Here is a 15,294-nt window from a genome sequence, read left to right as displayed (position 1 = left end):
GCTCACCCGAAGACGACGGTCCGGCCCCCGCGCAGCACGACCCGGTGCTCCGCGTGCCAGCGGATCGCGCGCGAGAGCGCGGCGGCCTCGAGCTCCTGGCCCTGCTGCGCGAGCTGCTCGGGCGTGAGCCGGTGGTCGACGCGGCGGAAGTCCTGCTCGATGATCGGACCCTCGTCGAGGTCGGCCGTGACGTAGTGGGCGGTCGCGCCGATGACCTTGACGCCGCGGTCGTGGGCCTGGGTGTAGGGCTTGGCGCCCTTGAAGCTGGGCAGGAGGGAGTGGTGGATGTTGATGATGCGCCCCGAGTAGTCGGCGCAGAGCTCGGCGGAGAGCACCTGCATGTAGCGCGCGAGCGCGACCGTGTCGGCGCCCGTCCGATCGATCACCGCGCGCAGCTGCGCCTCGGCCTCCGGCTTGGTGGCGGCGGTGACGGGGATGTGGTGGAACGGGATCCCGTGCCACTCGACGAGCTCGCGGAAGTCCTCGTGGTTCGACACGACCGCCGGGATCTCGACGGGCAGCTGGCCGCTGCGTGCGCGGTAGAGCAGGTCGTTGAGGCAGTGCCCCATCCGGCTGACGAGGACGAGCAGCCGGTGCGGCTCGGCCCGGTCGTGCACCTGCCACTGCGCCCCCAGGGCGTCACCGACGACGCCGAACGCCGCCCGCAGGTCCTCGACCACGACGGGGTCCCCCGCGCGCCGCAGCTCCATCCGCAGGTGGAACTCCCCGCTGGAGGGGTCGCCGAACTGCTGGCTGTCCAGGATCGTCAGTCCCTGCTCGAGCGCGACGCCGGTCACCGCGTGGACGATGCCGGGGCGGTCGGGGCAGGAGAGGGTGAGGACGACGTCGCGCCCGGGTTCGGAGGTCACGGACGCGAGTCTACGAGCCGCCGGACGAGGCCCTCGGCGTCCTCCCGGGCTGGCGCACCAGCGCGCTGGGGAACGCGTCGCGGTAGGACCGCCAGGTCCCCGCGGGGGTCTCGACGGTCTCGGCAGCGAGCGTCGCCCGCACGATGGCCCGGCTCACGACCTGGGACGCGGCGTGCAGCAGCACGTCGAGGGCCGCGAGGTCGGGCGCCGGACGGCGACCGGTCGACATCCCGAAGAGCGTGTCGCCGTCGAGCATCGTGTGCGCCGGCTCGATCGCGCGCGCCAGCCCGTCCTGACCGCTCATCGCCAGGCGCTGGCACCGCGCGTCCGAGAGCGTCAGGTCGGTCGCGACGACGCCGATCGTCGTGGCCAGGGTGCGCGGCGGCCACGGGACCTCCTGCGCGCGCCGTCGTGCCTCGTCCACCTCGGCCCGGTCGGGCGTGCGCAGGTGCACCGCCGCGGACCCCAGCCCGGGTATGCCGTGCAGGTCGCCGGGGAGGAGGTGCCGCGCGGCGAGGAGCTCGCCGGTCTGCGGGTCGACGGTGGAGCCCACGGCGTTGACGACGACGAGGGCCGCGACGGTGGCGCCGCCGGGCAGGACGAGGCTGGCGGTGCCGACGCCGCCCTTGAGCCCGCCGGCGAGCTGGCCGCCGGTGCCGGCACCGACCACGCCCTGGGCGGGCGGCACGGCATGCCCCCCGGTGCCTGCGCCGAGCGCACGCTCGGCGTCGTCGCAGGCGGCGGCCCCGAAGTCGGGGCCGGGGGTCGCGTCCCAGCGTCCGCCCCGGCCGAGGTCGAAGATGACCGCCCCGGGCACGATCGGCACGACCTCGTCCGGCTCGCGCATGACGAGGCCGCGGCCGCGCGCCAGCAGCCAGCGCATGACGCCGTCCGCGGCGCCGAGGCCGAACGCGGAGCCGCCGGAGAGGACGACCGCGTGGACACGGTCGACGACGGTGCACGGGTCGAGCAGGTCGGTCTCGCGGGTCCCGGGGCCGCCGCCGCGCACGTCGGTGCCGCAGGCCGCGCCGTCCGGCGGGGCGAGGACGACCGTGGTGCCGGTGAGCCAGCCGTCGCCGACCTGCTGGTGGTGGCCGACCGCGAGCCCGGCGACGTCGACGAGGCTGTTGGTGGGACCGGGGGCGCCGGCGGCAGCAGCGGCGACGGCGGTGCCGGCAGGATCGTTCACGGCGTCTCTCCCAGGGCCCGCTCGACGTCGCGGGCGAGGTCGGTGGCGGTGCGGCCGGCCAGCGCGGCATGGAGGTCGGGGACGGCGGCGAGCAGCTGCTGGCTGTAGGGGTGCTGCGGTGCCGTCCACAGCTGCTCCGTGGGCGCGACCTCGACGAACTCGCCCCGGCGCATCACCGCGACGCGGTCGCAGACGTGGCGGACGACGGACAGGTCGTGGGAGACGAAGATCAGCGTGAGGTCGAAGCCCTCCACGACCTCGTCGATGAGGTTGAGGACCTGCGCCCGGACGGAGACGTCGAGCGCGGAGACCGGCTCGTCGGCGACGAGGATGTCCGGGCCGGGCGCCAGCGCGCGGGCGACGGAGATGCGCTGGCGCTGCCCGCCGGAGAACTGGTGGGGGTAGCGGTGCGCGTCCCCGGCCGACATGCCGACCGCCTCGAGGAGCTCGACGACGCGGGCCTCGTTGTCGTGCTTGCCCTGCGCCACCAGGGGTTCGGCGATGATGTCGCGGACCCGCATGCGCGGGTCGAGCGAACCCATCGGGTCCTGGAAGACGAGCTGCAGCCGCTGCCGCAGCCAGCGCAGGCGACGGGCCGGCTGGTCGTGGATCGGGCGGCCCTCGACGAGGACCTCGCCCGACGTCGGCTGGTCGAGGCCGCAGATCAGGCGCAGCAGCGTGGACTTGCCGGAGCCCGACTCGCCGACGATGCCGAAGCGCTCGCCGCGGGCGACGGTGGCCGACACGTCGCGGACGGCGTCGACGACCGGTGCGGGGGTCAGGAGCGAGGTCCGCCGGCGGCGGAACTGGCGGCCCACGCCGCGGAGCTCGACGGCCGGCGTGGTGGCGGCGTCAGTCATCGCCCACCTCCGGCGGGGTGGAAGCAGGCGTGACCGTCGGCCGTGGGCCCCGCCGCGTGCTCCCCGCGCACCGTCCACGGCGGCTGGGTCGCGCAGGCCTCGGTGGCGTGCCCGCACCGGGTCCGGAACACGCAGCCCTCCGGGAAGCGGCCCGCGGGCGGCACCGAGCCGGGGATCGTCGGCAGCTGCGCGCGCCCGCGTCGGCCGTCGGCGCCGGACAGGTCGCTGGCGGCGACGAGCCCCTCGGTGTAGCGGTGCCGCGGGTCGGTGAACACCTGCTGGACGGGGCCGGCCTCGACGATGCGGCCGCCGTACATGACGAGGACGCGCTCGCAGACGGTGGCCACCACGCCGAGGTCGTGGGTGATGAACAGCAGCCCGGAGCGGCGCTCCTCCACGCCGCGGACGACGAGGTCGAGGACCGTGGCCTGCACGGTGACGTCCAGCGCGGTCGTCGGCTCGTCGCAGACGAGCAGCGCGGGGTCGTTGGCCAGCGCGATCGCCAGCACCACCCGCTGCCGCTGACCGCCGGACAGCTCGTGGGGGTAGGAGCGGGCCAGCGACGCCGGCTCGGGCAGGTCGACCTGCTCGAGGAGCTCGACGACCCGGCGGCGGGCCGCGGCGCGGGAGGGCTGGGTGCGGTGCAGCAGCATCACCTCGGCGACCTGGTCGCCGACGCGCATGGTCGGGTTGAGCGCGGTCATCGGCTCCTGGAACACCATCGACATGCCGTCGCCGCGCACGCGGGCCATCTCGCGCTCGGACCGGTCGAGGAGGTTGGAGGTCGCGGGGCTGCGGGCGGCCAGGCGCACGGCGCCGCCCGCGGTCAGGCCCTCGGGCAGGAGCCCCATCACCGCGAGCGCGGTGAGCGACTTGCCGGAGCCGGACTCGCCGATGAGCCCGACGCGCTCGCCCTTGTCGATCGAGAAGGAGACGTCGTGCAGGAGGGCTGTGTGCCGGGCCCCCACGGACAGGTTCTCGACGCGCAGGACGGTGCGGTCGGTCATCGCGCCTCCAGCTTGGGGTCGAGGCGGTCGCGCAGGCCGTCGCCGAAGAGGTTGAAGCCGAGCACCGACAGCGCGATCGCGGCGCCGGGGATCAGCGCCAGGTGCGGGGCGGAGCGGAGGGTGGTCTGGGCCTCGTAGAGCATCCGGCCCCAGGAGGCCTGGCCGGTGGGCGTGCCGAGACCCAGGTAGGCCAGCGCGGCCTCGGCGAGGATGGCGATCGCGAAGGACACCGACGCCTGCACGATGACCAGGCCGGCGACGTTGGGCAGCACGTGCCGCCAGGCGATCGCGAGGGGCGAGCGGCCCGCGGCCCGGGCGGCCACGACATACTCCGAGCTCATCACGCCCAGCGCGCCCGAGCGGGTGATCCGCGCGAAGGCGGGGATCGTGGCGATGCCGATCGCGATCATCGCGACCCGTGTGGACCCTCCGTAGAGCGCGGCGAACATGATCGCCAGCAGCAGTGCCGGGAAGGCCAGCAGCACGTCGTTGGTCCGCATCACCAGCTGCCCCAGCCACCCCGGCGACATGGCGGCGAGGATGCCGACCGGCACGCCCACGAGCGCGGCGACGCCCACGGCGACGAGCCCGACGTAGAGCGTGGTCCGTGCCCCGACGAGGATCTGGGTGAAGACGTCGCGCCGCAGCTTGTCGGTGCCGAGCCAGTGCTCGGCGTTCGGCGTCTGGTAGGCCTCGACGGGCAGCACCTTCATCGGCGGCCACGGCGTCCAGACGTAGGACAGCAGCGCCAGCCCGACGACCAGCAGCACCAGCACGCCGCCGATGACCAGGCTCGGGTTGAGACCGCGACGGGCACCCCGCCCGGGCGCGGGCCCCACGGGGACCGCCGTCGGCAGCGGTAGCCCGCTCATCGGGGCCCCGTCCGCAGCCTCGGGTCGATCACCAGGTAGAGCAGGTCCACGACGAAGTTGATGACGAGCACCGCGACCACCAGGAGCATCACGACCGCCTGCACGGTCAGCAGCTCGCGCTTGGCGACGGAGTCCAGCAGCAGCGACCCGAGACCGGGGATGACGAAGACCCGCTCGATGACGACGGCACCGACGAGCAGGGTCGCCAGCTGCAGGCCGAGCACGGTCACGACCGGCACCGCGGCGTTGCGCAGGCCGTGCCGCACCAGCGCCTGCACCGGCCGCAGCCCCTTGGCCCGCGCGGTCCGCAGGTAGTCCTCCCGCAGCACGTCGAGCACCGCCGACCGGATGTAGCGCGCGAGCACCGCGCCCTGGACGAGCGCCAGGGAGACCGCCGGCAGCACCAGCCGCTGCAGGAACCCGAGCGGGTCCTGGGCCGGGACCACCCAGCCCCCGGAGGGCACCCAGCGCAGCCGGACGGCGAAGACCGCGATGAGCACGATGCCGGCCAGGAAGGCCGGGACCGCCACGCCCACCTGCGACACCGCCGACACCGCCACCCCGTCCCAGTGCCGGTGCCGGACCGCCATCCACAGCCCCAGCGGGAGCGCGACGAGGAGCGCGAGCACCATCGAGGCGCCCACGAGCCACAGCGTCACCTGCAGCCGGTCGGCGATCTGCGGGCCGATCGGCGCCCTGGACACGAACTCGATCCCGGGGTCGAGCGTGAGCAGCCCCCCGACCCAGTCGAGGTACTGCACCGCGGCCGGCCGGTCCAGCCCGAACTGCGTCCGCAGCTGCGCGACCGCGTCGTCGGAGGCGTTGACGCCCAGCGCCACCCGCGCCGGGTCGCCGGGCAGCACCCGCATGAACCCGAAGACCACGAGGGAGGCGCCCGCGACGCTCAGCACCAGCACCGCCGCGCGGTGGAGGAGTCTGCGGATCATCGGGTATGCCGTGCGCCGGGCTCCGCGCCGCCGTCGGGCGGGCGGGGCCGGGGGCGGGTTCGGAGGTCGATCAGCCGCGACCCAGCGCGGCGAGGCTGAAGGACTCCTTGATGGCGTTCTCCGGCAGCCCGGTGATGTCCGGGTCGGCCACCATCAGGTTGGGCAGCAGGAAGAGGAAGTCGGCGGCGGCGTCCTCGCTGATCAGCGTGGCCGCCTCCTGCATCGCACTGACCTGCTCCTCCTCGGTGCCGGTCTCGGCCTCCTCCAGCAGGGCCTGCAGGTCCTCGGTGCCGTAGGCGGTGTAGTAGTCGGGGTTGCCGAAGACGTTGCCGAGGTCGCGGGGCTCGACGTGCGCCACGATCGACATGTCGTAGTCGCGGGAGGTGAAGACCGTCTCCAGCCACGCCGAGGGGAACTCCAGCTCGTCGACGGTGACCTCGAAGCCCGCGTCCTCGAGCATCGACTCGACCACGGTGCCGCAGGCCACGGCATACGGAAGGGTCGGGATCCGCAGCCGCACCTCCTGGCCCTCGGCGTCGGCCTCGACGAGCAGCGCGCGCGCACCCTCGGGGTCGAAGGGGTAGTCGCCGGTGCGGTCCTCGTACCAGGGGTCGGTCGGCGGGACCATCGAGCCGATGAGCTCGCCGCGCCCCGCCCAGCAGGTGTCCACGAGCGTCTGGTGGTCGATGGCGTGACGCGCGGCCTGCCGGACCCGCAGGTCGGTGAACGGGCCCTCCCCGTTGTTGAACGACAGGACGACCTCGCCGTTGGTGCTGCCCTCGACGATCTGGTAGTCGCCGCCCTCGAACTCGGTGAGCGACTCGGGCGCCTGCACGGTGGACACGATGTCGATGGCGTCGGTGAGCATGGCGTTGTTCAGGGCGTTGGGGTCGCGGAAGTAGTGCATCTCCACGGTCGCGAAGTGGGGCGCCTCGCCGTGGTAGTCCTCGTTGCGTCCCATCGTGATCATCGACCCGCGCTGCCAGTCGCCGAACACGTAGGGTCCGGTGCCGATCGGGTCCGTGGCCAGGTCCGCCACCCCCTCGGTGTCGAACATGGCCCCGACGCGGGTGGTCAGGGAGTAGAGGAAGCTGTTGCGCGGCTGGGTCAGCGTGACCACCAGCGTGCCGTCGTCGGGGGCCTCGACCGAGTCGACGACGTCCAGCTGGGCCTTCAGGCTCGTGGTCCAGGCGTCCGACTGCACGCGCTCGAGGGAGAACTTCGCGTCCTCGGCCGTGAAGTCGGCGCCGTTGCTGAAGGTGACGCCGTCCTTGAGCGTGAAGGTGTAGGTCAGGCGGTCCTCGCTGACCTCCCAGTCCTCCGCGAGCGCCCCGACGACCTCGCCCGTCTCCACGTCCACCGTCACCAGCGTCTCGAAGACGTTGTCGAGCAGCAGCTGCGGGATGGCGGCCCCGTCGGTGGTCGTGAAGTCGAGGCTGGCGGGCTCGGCCACCAGCCCGACCCGGACGAGGTCGTCCTGGCCCCCGTCGTCCTCGCCCGGCGCTGCCGTGCCGCCGGTCCCCTCGGTCGCCCCCGACGTGCTGTCCGGGGTCGCCGCCCCGTCCCCCGCCCCGGCGTTGCAGCCCGCGAGCAGCGTGGCGGTGGCCAGGGAGGCCACCAGGGCCCGTGTCTTCGTCGACGCGTTCATGGCCCGCATCATCCTGCATGCAGGTGCCCGGGCGCCACCCGGGGGCGGCCCCTTGCCAAAGGACGGCCGACGGGGAAGACTTGCTACCAGCAAGTAGATACCGCGAGTACCGGATACATTGGAGGACGGCCGTGAGCCACTACCGCAGCAACGTGCGTGACATCGAGTTCATGCTCTTCGACGTGCTGGAGCGTGGGGAGGTGCTCGGGCGGGCGCCGTTCGCCGACATCGACCGCGAGACCGCGGGCGACGTGCTGCGCCAGGTCGCCGAGCTGGCCGAGGGGCCGATCGGGTCCTCGCTGCTGGAGTCCGACCGCACGCCCCCCGTCTTCGACCCGGCGACCGGCACCGTGACGATGCCGCAGTCGTTCCAGGACTCCTACCAGGCCTGGGTCGACAACGAGTGGTGGCGCCTGGAGATCCCGGCCGAGCTGGGCGGCACCCCGGCCCCGCCCAGCCTGACCTGGGCGCTGTCCGAGCTCGTGCTCGGCGCCAACCCGCCGGTGAAGATGTACGCCGCGGGCTTCACCTTCGCCAACGTGCTCTACCGGCTCGGCACCCCCGAGCAGCAGGGTCTGGCCCAGCTGATGATCGACAAGAAGTGGGGCGCCACGATGGTGCTCACCGAGCCCGACGCCGGCTCGGACGTCGGCGCCGGGCGGACGAGGGCCGTCGAGAACGCGGACGGGACGTGGAACCTCACCGGCGTCAAGCGGTTCATCACCAGCGGCACGGCACCGTTCTACGACAACGTGATCCACTTCGTGCTCGCCCGGCCCGCCGGCGCCGGCCCGGGCACCAAGGGGCTGTCGCTGTTCATCGTCCCCCAGCACCACCTCGACCTGCAGACCGGCGAGCAGGGCCCCGCCAACGGCGTCCAGGTCGCCAACATCGAGCACAAGATGGGGATCAAGGCCTCGACGACGTGCGAGCTGCGCTTCGGCGAGGACGCGGACAACCCGGCCGTCGGCTGGTTGCTCGGCGGGGTCCACGACGGCATCGCGCAGATGTTCCGGATCATCGAGTACGCGCGGATGCTCGTCGGCACGAAGGCCATCGCGACGCTGTCGACCGGCTACCTCAACGCCCTCGACTACGCCAAGGAGCGCGTCCAGGGCGCCGACCTCACCCGGATGACGGACAAGACCGCACCACGCGTGACGATCACCCACCACCCCGACGTGCGGCGCTCGCTCATGCTGCAGAAGTCCTACGCCGAGGGTCTGCGGGCGCTCATGCTCTACACGGCGAGCTTCCAGGACACCGTCTTCGCCGCCCAGCAGGCGAGCGGGGACGAGGCGGTCGCGGCGGACAGCGAGGCCGGGATGGCCGCGCGCGTCAACGACCTGCTCCTGCCGCTGGTCAAGGGCTGCGGGTCCGAGCGCGCGTGGGTGCTGCTGGGCACCGAGTCGCTGCAGACCTTCGGCGGTTCGGGCTTCCTGCAGGACTACCCGCTCGAGCAGTACGTCCGCGACGCCAAGATCGACTCGCTCTACGAGGGCACGACCGCGATCCAGGGCCAGGACTTCTTCTTCCGCAAGATCCTGCGCGACAAGGGTGCGGCGCTGGGCTACGTCGCCCAGGAGGTCCTCGCCACCGTGACGGCGCAGACCGACGACGGACTCGGCGACGTGCGCGGCGCCGTCGCCCGGGCGCTCGGCGAGATCCAGGCGATGGTCGAGTTCCTGACCGGCCGCGCGACGGCCGCGCAGCAGGACCCCCAGCAGCTGTATGCCGTGGGCCTGGGCACCACGCGCTTCCTCCTCGCCGCGGGCGACCTCGTCATCGGCTGGCTGCTGCTGCGCCAGGCCGAGGTGGCCGAGCGCCTGCTGGCCACGGGTGAACGGCCCGGCGACACGGCATACCTGCAGGGGAAGGTCGCGGCGGCGCGGTTCTTCGCCGGCGAGGTCCTGCCCAGGCTGGGCGCGGACCGGCGCACCATCACCGCTCCCGACACCGCCCTCATGGACCTTCCGGAGGAGGCGTTCTGACGTCGGGCGTCCGGTGACCCCTACCCGCTGCGGACGACGGTGATGGTCGTGCCGTCCGAGTCACCGTCCGGGTCGTCGTTGTCGTCCGCTGCGTAGGACAGGGTGTCCTTCTTCACGTCGTCGACCACGAAGGTCAGGGAGCCGGTTCCCTTGCCGGCCCCCTGGCTCACCGAGCAGGTGCCGTCGGACCCGGTGGTGCACGAGTCCGTGGTGCCGGTCGTGGTCCAGGTGCCGGAGACCAGGGCGCCACCGACGACAGCACCGAGGCCGTCCACGACCGTGACCTCGACGCCGGCCGTCCACCGGCTCTTCTGCGACGCGACGGTGCCGTCGAGGTCACCGACGTGCACGGAGCCCGGGGTGCCGACGCCGTTCATGACGGTGACGGTGACGGAGTGGGTCGTGGACCGACCGCCGGTGTCGGTCGCGACCGCCGTGACCGTGCGCTGGGCGTCGGGGGCCGTCCCGGTGTCCCACGATGCCGTCCAGCCGTCGCTGCCGTCCGTGTCCGTGCCCACCACTGCCCCGTCGACCGAGAAGGCGACCTGCGAGACGCCTCCGTCGTCGGTGGCATCGGCGGCCAGGGTGACCACGCCGCTCACGGTGTCGCCGGCGCTCGGGCTGGTCACGCTGACGGTGGGCGCGCCGTCGCCCGGCGTGACCAGCGTCGCCGCGACGGCGTCGCGGATGTCGGGCAGCAGCCCGTAGAGCCGCTCACCGGGGCACTCGGTCGCCATGTAGTCGCGGTGGCCGCCGATCGTGTCGACCACCTTCGTCTCGCCGCTGACGGGGTTGGCGTAGGTGATCTCGGCCTGGGGCGTGAGCCCGTGCCGCGCGGTGAGGTCGACGAGGAGGTTCTCCAGCGACCCGAGCGCCGCCGCGGCAGGGTCGGCCCCGGAGGAGCTGGTCGTGAAGTCGCCCAGGAGGGCCACCCCCACGTTGCCCGAGTTCCAGCCTCCCGTGTGAGCGCCCGTCACGACCCGGTCTCCCCCGGTCTCGTGGGCGAAGTCGGAGCCGTCTCCGCCGGCGAGGCAGGACGTGCTGGCCTCCCCGGACCACCGACCCTCGTAGACCACTCCGTCCTCGTCGACGAGGTACTGGTAGCCGATGTCGCCCCAGCGGTTGTCCACCGCGTGGTAGCGGTAGATCGCCCGCACGGTCGCGGCCGGGTTCTCGTCGCCGTTCAGGGTCGCCGTGTGGTGCACCGTCAGTGCCTGGACCTCGTGGAACGTGGGCTCGAAGATCTCGTCCCCCTTCCGGGTGAACCGCATCGCCTCGTCGGCGCCCCACTCGGCGCGACTCTGGCAGCCGGTGGTCGCGCTCGCGTTCGCCGCCCCGCCGCGCCGCTCCCCCACCTTCTCCACCGGCCCGTCCGTGGTGTTGATGGCGACCGCCCGCGAGTCGAGCGCCGCGGCCGGGACACCGCGGACCTGGTACGCCTCGGCGCCACCACCGTGCACCAGTCCGCTGGCCCACCGGCCCTCCGCCTCGACGCCGTCCTCGACCAGCGGCACCCACCTGCCCCAGACGCCGTCGTGGCGGAAGCGCACCGCCCCGTTCGCACCGGCTCCCCCGTGGTCGTCCGCGTGCTCGTGCGCAGCGGGGGTGTCCCACAGCACGCCGAGGTAGTCGATCGGGAAGTCGGTCTGCACCGGGCCGGCCTGCACGGGTTTGCGGTCCGCGAGCGTGCTCGGAGCCATGACGGCCACCGACGGCTCCACCCAGACCAGCAGCGAGACCAGCACACTCATCACGGCGGCGTAGACGGCGGACCGGCGGGGAAGTGAGGCTGCCATCAGTGCTCCTGGGCGCGAAGGGTCGACGGCTCGCACCCTAGCTGGAGGGGGCGGGCACCGTCCACGACCGGTCCTGCCCGGGCCGGCGGCGACGGTCAGGTCAGGCGGAGCGCTGCCGGAAGATGACGAAGCGCATCATCAGGTACATGAAGACCGCCTCGCCGGCGCCGGCGACGAGGCGCGCGACGAGGTACTGCACGCCGAGGGCCTCCAGGGTCGTGGCCAGCAGGAGGATGAAGAGCACGTAGTTGGCGGCGACGGTCAGCACGTAGCGCTGCGACTGCCGCCCCACCGACCCGTGCGACTGGAAGTTCAGCCACCGGTTGAGCACGAACGCGAGGGTGAACGCGACCAGGTAGCCGCCGGTGACGGCCACCGGGTAGGGCAGGGCCAGTCCGTCGAAGAGCACGGCGAGCACGAGCAGGTCGATCGCGTAGGTGAGGCTCGACAGGACGGCGAACCCGATCGCGGTCGCGGGGACGAGGCGTCCGAGCCAGGCCGGCAGGAGGGCGTGCCCGGCGTCGCGGAGCGCGGCGAAGCGCGTGGCTGCGGTCACGGCGGGGCCCGTCGACAGGTCGGGGGGGCGCTCGAGCGCGTTCGTCATCGGCGGTGGGTGCCTCCGGGCAGCAGACAGGGACAGGTTCCACCCTAGGGCGACATGCTGGGAGGAACCTGTCCCTGTCCGAGCGGTCGAGCCCTACTCGACGTCGCGGCGACGCACGTCGGCGTCGGTGCGGCGGTCGACGACCTCACGGTGCGTCGTGTTGGTCCGCTGGGTGTTCATCACCAGGCCGAGCAGCAGCGCGAGGACGCCGGCACCCATGAGGATGTAGCCGATCGTGTCGAGGTTCACGCCCTCCACGAAGATCTCGACGCCCCACCTCAGGATGGCGCCGACGACGAGCAGGAAGATACCGATGCCGATACCCATGGTGATGCCCCTTCCGTAGTGGTCGGGGTCGAGCCTACGTCAGCGGTGCTCCCGCGGCGGGAAACACGCGCGCGCCGTCCCGGCGGAGCCGACGGTCCGCCAGCACGGGGAAGCTGGTGCGGGCCGCGTCCACCGCGTCGGTGTCGATCTCCACGGAGAGCACCTCCTCGCCGGTCCCGGCCTCGACGAGCACCGTCCCCCACGGGTCGACGACCGCGCTGCGTCCGCCCATCGGCACGCCGGCATGCTCGCCCGCGGTGTTGCAGGCGACGACGAAGCACTGGTCCTCGACCGCCCGGGCGCGCAGCAGGACCCGCCAGGCCTCCACCCGGGCGGCCGGCCAGGCCGCGGGCACGACGAAGAGCTCGGCCCCCAGGTCGAGCTGGGCCCGGTAGAGCTCGGGGAAGCGCAGGTCGTAGCAGGTGGACAGCCCCACGGTGAGCGCGTCGGCGGGGGCGGGCAGGTCGACGACGACGATCTGCGCACCGCCCTCCATGAGCCGCGGCTCGCCGCCGGCGAAGCCGAACCGGTGGATCTTGCGGTAGGTCGCGCAGATGCGGCCCTGCGGGTCGAGCACCACCGAGGTGTTCCACAGGTGCCGGCCCTCGGCGCCCGGCTGCCGGGTGCGCTCCACGACCGAGCCGGTATGCAGCACCGCACCGGTCTCGCGCGCGGCGTCGGCCAGCGGCGCGAGCGCCTCCGGCAGCGGGGCGACGGAGGACTCGACCAGCAGGTCCTCCCCCAGCTCCTGGCTGCGCCCCTGCCAGTCGTCGACCGCGAAGCCGCCGGCGCTCCACAGCTCGGGCAGGACGACGAGGTCGTGGCCGGCCCCGTGGGTGCGCACCAGGTCGGCGACGCGGGTGGCGCGGTCGGCGACGGACTCGTCGGCCCCCTCGCCGTAGGAGAGCTGGACGACGGCGATCTTCACGAGGTGCTCCTGTTCGTGTCCCTGCGGGCCATCGCCTGCAGGCGGGCGTTGTAGGCGGTGAGCTCGGCGTCGTGGTCGCGGTCGGCCTGCCGGTCGGACCGGACGCTCTCGCGCTCGTCGCGGCGCATCCAGTCCATCACGACCATGAGCATGAGCACGACGGTCGGCAGCTCGCCGATGCCCCAGGCGATGGTGCCGCCCAGCTGCTGGTCGACGAGAAGGTCCGGCACCCACGGGACGGCCAGCGTCTTGTAGAACTCCGGGGCGAGCAGCCAGGTGCCCTGCATGATGGACAGCCCGAAGAAGGCGTGCGCCGCCAGGGTGGCGAGCAGCACGATGACCCTGGCGGGTGCCGGCCACTTCGGCGGCCCCGGGTCGGTGCCGACGAGGGACCAGACGAAGGCGAAGCCGGTGAGGGAGAAGTGCAGGACCATGAACACGTGGCCCACGTGCGTGGTCAGCGCCCACTGCAGCATCCCGCTCCAGTAGAAGACGACGAGGCTGCCGAAGAACATCAGGCCGGCCACGCCGGGGTTGACGACGAACCGGGCCCAGCGCGAGTGCACGACACCCAGCAGCACCTCGCGCGGGCCGAGCGTGCGGTCCTGGCGGGCCGGGAGCGCCCGCAGGGCCAGCGTGATGGCGTTGGCCGGCACCAGCAGGATCGGCACGGCCATCATCAGCGCCATGTGCTCGACCATGTGCATGGAGAACAGCACCCGCCCGTAGACGGCCGGCGCACCGTTGGTGACGAGGACGAACAGGGCCCACCCCAGCACCCACACGAGCAGCTTCCAGACGGGCCAGCTGTCGCCGCGGCGGCGCAGCCGGACCATGCCCCGCACGTAGAGGCCGACCGCCAGCAGCGCACCGAGGGTGAACAGCCAGTCCACCTGCCACGTGGTGAAGGTGCGGTCCAGCGCCCAGGGCGGCGGCATCGGGAAGCCGGTCAGGTCCAGCGCGACGTCGACCTGCAGCGGGTCGGCGACCGGGGGCGGCGTCCGCGACAGCACGACGCCCAGGGCGACGGCCAGCCCCATGACGACGAGCTCGCCGAGCGCCAGCCGGGCGAACCGCGCGGGTGAGTCGACGCCGCGCGCCACGACGGTGCGGCGCTGGAGCAGGCCGGCGACCCCGAGGACCCCGAGCAGGGCGACCTTGAGCAGCAGCACCGCGCCGTAGGACGTCGCCAGGTTGGCCGGGCTGCCGACCGTGACGGTCGCGAAGAGCACGCCGGACAGGGCCACCGCGGCGTAGGACCAGGCGGCCAGCACGGAGTAGCGCCGGACCGTGTCGGGCAGGGCAGGGCCCAGGACAGGGAGCAGGAGGCCGATGGCCATCAGCCCGCCGACCCAGACGGTCAGCCCGAGCAGGTGCAGACCCAGCGCCGTGACCACGGTCTCGTGACCGACGATCGACCCGGCGTGCCCCGAGAAGGCGAGCGGGACGAGGGCTGCCAGCGCCAGCGCCGCCGACCCCGCCAGGGCCCACCTGGTCCGCGCCCAGGACACCAGCGCCAGCAGCGCGGTCACGAGCAGGATCTCGGTCACCGCCAGCCGCAGGATCTCCAGGTCCCACAGGTTGGCCCAGAGGTCCCCCAGGTAGCCCGGCGAGGACGGCGGCACACCCGCCAGCTCCCCGAACCCCAGGACCAGCAGCACGACCGCGCTCACCCACCAGACCAGGACCGAGAGCAGCGCGGCGCGGGCGGCGGTCCCGCGGCGGTCGGTGCCGCGACCCTCGCGGACGAGGAACGCCGCCACCACGAGCAGCCCGACCGTCAGGGCGGCGGCGAGGTCGTGGACCACGCCGACGAGGGTCATCCCCCAGCGCACGAGCGGGCCGGCGTCCCCGATGAGGAGCGGCGCCGCAGCTCCGGAGAAGGCGGCGACCGGCACCGCTGCGACCAGGGCGACGACCACGGTGGTGACGACGAGCGACCATCCGCCCAGGACGTCGTCGGGACGCCGGTCCGGACGCCGGTCCGGACGCCGGTCCAGACGCCGGTCTGGACCCGCCGGGGGCGTGCCCGGCTCTGCCGAGCGCTGGGTGGAGGTCACCTCTTCATGGTAGGCGCGCGGGCCGACAGCCCACGGCCGACCCGGTCCGATCCGGTACCACCCCTGCGGGTGGGGGCGGGAGTGGCGTTTGGGGTGCAGGGGGAAGAGGCGCACAATGGAAGGTCGCAGCGACATGGACGCCGGCTTTGCGGGTGTCCGTCGGACCTCGTGTCGCCCCGCCCGGCTGCGGAGACAT

At 73.3% G+C, this 15,294-nt stretch carries 13 protein-coding genes; 1 reads left to right on the top strand and 12 read right to left on the bottom strand.

Features of this window, described 5'->3' with window-relative positions:
• Positions 1 to 2: 2 nt before the first annotated feature.
• From purU to ACI3ET_RS13570, 7 genes are all read right to left on the bottom strand, one after another.
• On the bottom strand, positions 3 to 869 hold the full coding sequence (gene purU, locus ACI3ET_RS13600) for a formyltetrahydrofolate deformylase (protein WP_405033607.1): 867 nt from the start codon (positions 867 to 869) through the stop codon (positions 3 to 5).
• Between the two features lie 10 nt (positions 870 to 879).
• Positions 880 to 2,058, bottom strand: a complete 1,179-nt coding sequence (locus tag ACI3ET_RS13595) for a P1 family peptidase (RefSeq protein WP_405033605.1) — start codon at positions 2,056 to 2,058, stop codon at positions 880 to 882.
• On the bottom strand, positions 2,055 to 2,918 hold the full coding sequence (locus tag ACI3ET_RS13590; protein WP_405033604.1) for an ATP-binding cassette domain-containing protein: 864 nt from the start codon (positions 2,916 to 2,918) through the stop codon (positions 2,055 to 2,057). The genes ACI3ET_RS13595 and ACI3ET_RS13590 overlap by 4 nt, the downstream gene beginning before the upstream one ends.
• The gene (locus tag ACI3ET_RS13585; protein ID WP_405033603.1) at positions 2,915 to 3,925 is read right to left on the bottom strand and encodes an ABC transporter ATP-binding protein; all 1,011 of its coding nucleotides are present in this window, start codon (positions 3,923 to 3,925) and stop codon (positions 2,915 to 2,917) included. Before ACI3ET_RS13585 ends, ACI3ET_RS13590 begins: the two co-directional genes overlap by 4 nt.
• Complete coding sequence (locus tag ACI3ET_RS13580) at positions 3,922 to 4,797, bottom strand: ABC transporter permease (RefSeq protein ID WP_405033602.1); 876 nt, start codon at positions 4,795 to 4,797, stop codon at positions 3,922 to 3,924. The genes ACI3ET_RS13585 and ACI3ET_RS13580 overlap by 4 nt, the downstream gene beginning before the upstream one ends.
• The gene (locus ACI3ET_RS13575) at positions 4,794 to 5,744 is read right to left on the bottom strand and encodes an ABC transporter permease (RefSeq protein ID WP_405033601.1); all 951 of its coding nucleotides are present in this window, start codon (positions 5,742 to 5,744) and stop codon (positions 4,794 to 4,796) included. The genes ACI3ET_RS13580 and ACI3ET_RS13575 overlap by 4 nt, the downstream gene beginning before the upstream one ends.
• A 70-nt stretch (positions 5,745 to 5,814) precedes the next feature.
• Positions 5,815 to 7,392, bottom strand: coding sequence for an ABC transporter substrate-binding protein (locus tag ACI3ET_RS13570; RefSeq protein ID WP_405033600.1), 1,578 nt, complete (start codon positions 7,390 to 7,392; stop codon positions 5,815 to 5,817).
• A 131-nt stretch (positions 7,393 to 7,523) separates the two neighbouring features.
• Here ACI3ET_RS13570 and ACI3ET_RS13565 point away from each other — a divergent pair, with 131 nt between their 5' ends.
• Positions 7,524 to 9,383: an acyl-CoA dehydrogenase gene (locus tag ACI3ET_RS13565; RefSeq protein ID WP_405033599.1), complete on the top strand. Its 1,860-nt coding sequence runs from the start codon at positions 7,524 to 7,526 to the stop codon at positions 9,381 to 9,383.
• Between the two features lie 20 nt (positions 9,384 to 9,403).
• Here ACI3ET_RS13565 and ACI3ET_RS13560 read toward each other — a convergent pair whose 3' ends face one another.
• The 5 genes from ACI3ET_RS13560 to ACI3ET_RS13540 form a co-directional block, all read right to left on the bottom strand.
• Entirely contained in the window at positions 9,404 to 11,179 is a 1,776-nt protein-coding gene (locus tag ACI3ET_RS13560; RefSeq protein ID WP_405033598.1) for an N-acetylmuramoyl-L-alanine amidase, read from the bottom strand.
• Between the two features lie 100 nt (positions 11,180 to 11,279).
• The gene (locus ACI3ET_RS13555) at positions 11,280 to 11,783 is read right to left on the bottom strand and encodes a GtrA family protein (RefSeq protein WP_405033596.1); all 504 of its coding nucleotides are present in this window, start codon (positions 11,781 to 11,783) and stop codon (positions 11,280 to 11,282) included.
• Between the two features lie 93 nt (positions 11,784 to 11,876).
• Positions 11,877 to 12,110, bottom strand: coding sequence for a DUF6458 family protein (locus ACI3ET_RS13550; protein ID WP_405033594.1), 234 nt, complete (start codon positions 12,108 to 12,110; stop codon positions 11,877 to 11,879).
• A 34-nt stretch (positions 12,111 to 12,144) separates the two neighbouring features.
• Positions 12,145 to 13,038, bottom strand: coding sequence for a carbon-nitrogen family hydrolase (locus ACI3ET_RS13545; RefSeq protein WP_405033592.1), 894 nt, complete (start codon positions 13,036 to 13,038; stop codon positions 12,145 to 12,147).
• Positions 13,035 to 15,098, bottom strand: coding sequence for a bifunctional copper resistance protein CopD/cytochrome c oxidase assembly protein (locus ACI3ET_RS13540; RefSeq protein WP_405033591.1), 2,064 nt, complete (start codon positions 15,096 to 15,098; stop codon positions 13,035 to 13,037). Before ACI3ET_RS13540 ends, ACI3ET_RS13545 begins: the two co-directional genes overlap by 4 nt.
• Positions 15,099 to 15,294 lie beyond the last annotated feature (196 nt).

The sequence above is a fragment of the Ornithinimicrobium jinqii genome (assembly GCF_045032595.1).
Taxonomy (GTDB): domain Bacteria; phylum Actinomycetota; class Actinomycetes; order Actinomycetales; family Dermatophilaceae; genus Ornithinicoccus.
This window is presented reverse-complemented; position numbering and strand designations above follow the sequence as displayed.

Excerpts from the sequence above, each read along its gene's own strand:
- ACI3ET_RS13585 (WP_405033603.1), bottom strand. The coding sequence starts at position 3,925 with ATGACCGACCGCACCGTCCTGCGCGTCGAGAACCTGTCCGTGGGGGCC.
- ACI3ET_RS13555 (WP_405033596.1), bottom strand. The coding sequence starts at position 11,783 with ATGACGAACGCGCTCGAGCGCCCCCCCGACCTGTCGACGGGCCCCGCC.
- ACI3ET_RS13560 (WP_405033598.1), bottom strand. The coding sequence starts at position 11,179 with ATGGCAGCCTCACTTCCCCGCCGGTCCGCCGTCTACGCCGCCGTGATG.
- ACI3ET_RS13550 (WP_405033594.1), bottom strand. The coding sequence starts at position 12,110 with ATGGGTATCGGCATCGGTATCTTCCTGCTCGTCGTCGGCGCCATCCTG.
- ACI3ET_RS13580 (WP_405033602.1), bottom strand. The coding sequence starts at position 4,797 with ATGAGCGGGCTACCGCTGCCGACGGCGGTCCCCGTGGGGCCCGCGCCC.
- ACI3ET_RS13570 (WP_405033600.1), bottom strand. The coding sequence starts at position 7,392 with ATGAACGCGTCGACGAAGACACGGGCCCTGGTGGCCTCCCTGGCCACC.
- ACI3ET_RS13575 (WP_405033601.1), bottom strand. The coding sequence starts at position 5,744 with ATGATCCGCAGACTCCTCCACCGCGCGGCGGTGCTGGTGCTGAGCGTC.
- ACI3ET_RS13590 (WP_405033604.1), bottom strand. The coding sequence starts at position 2,918 with ATGACTGACGCCGCCACCACGCCGGCCGTCGAGCTCCGCGGCGTGGGC.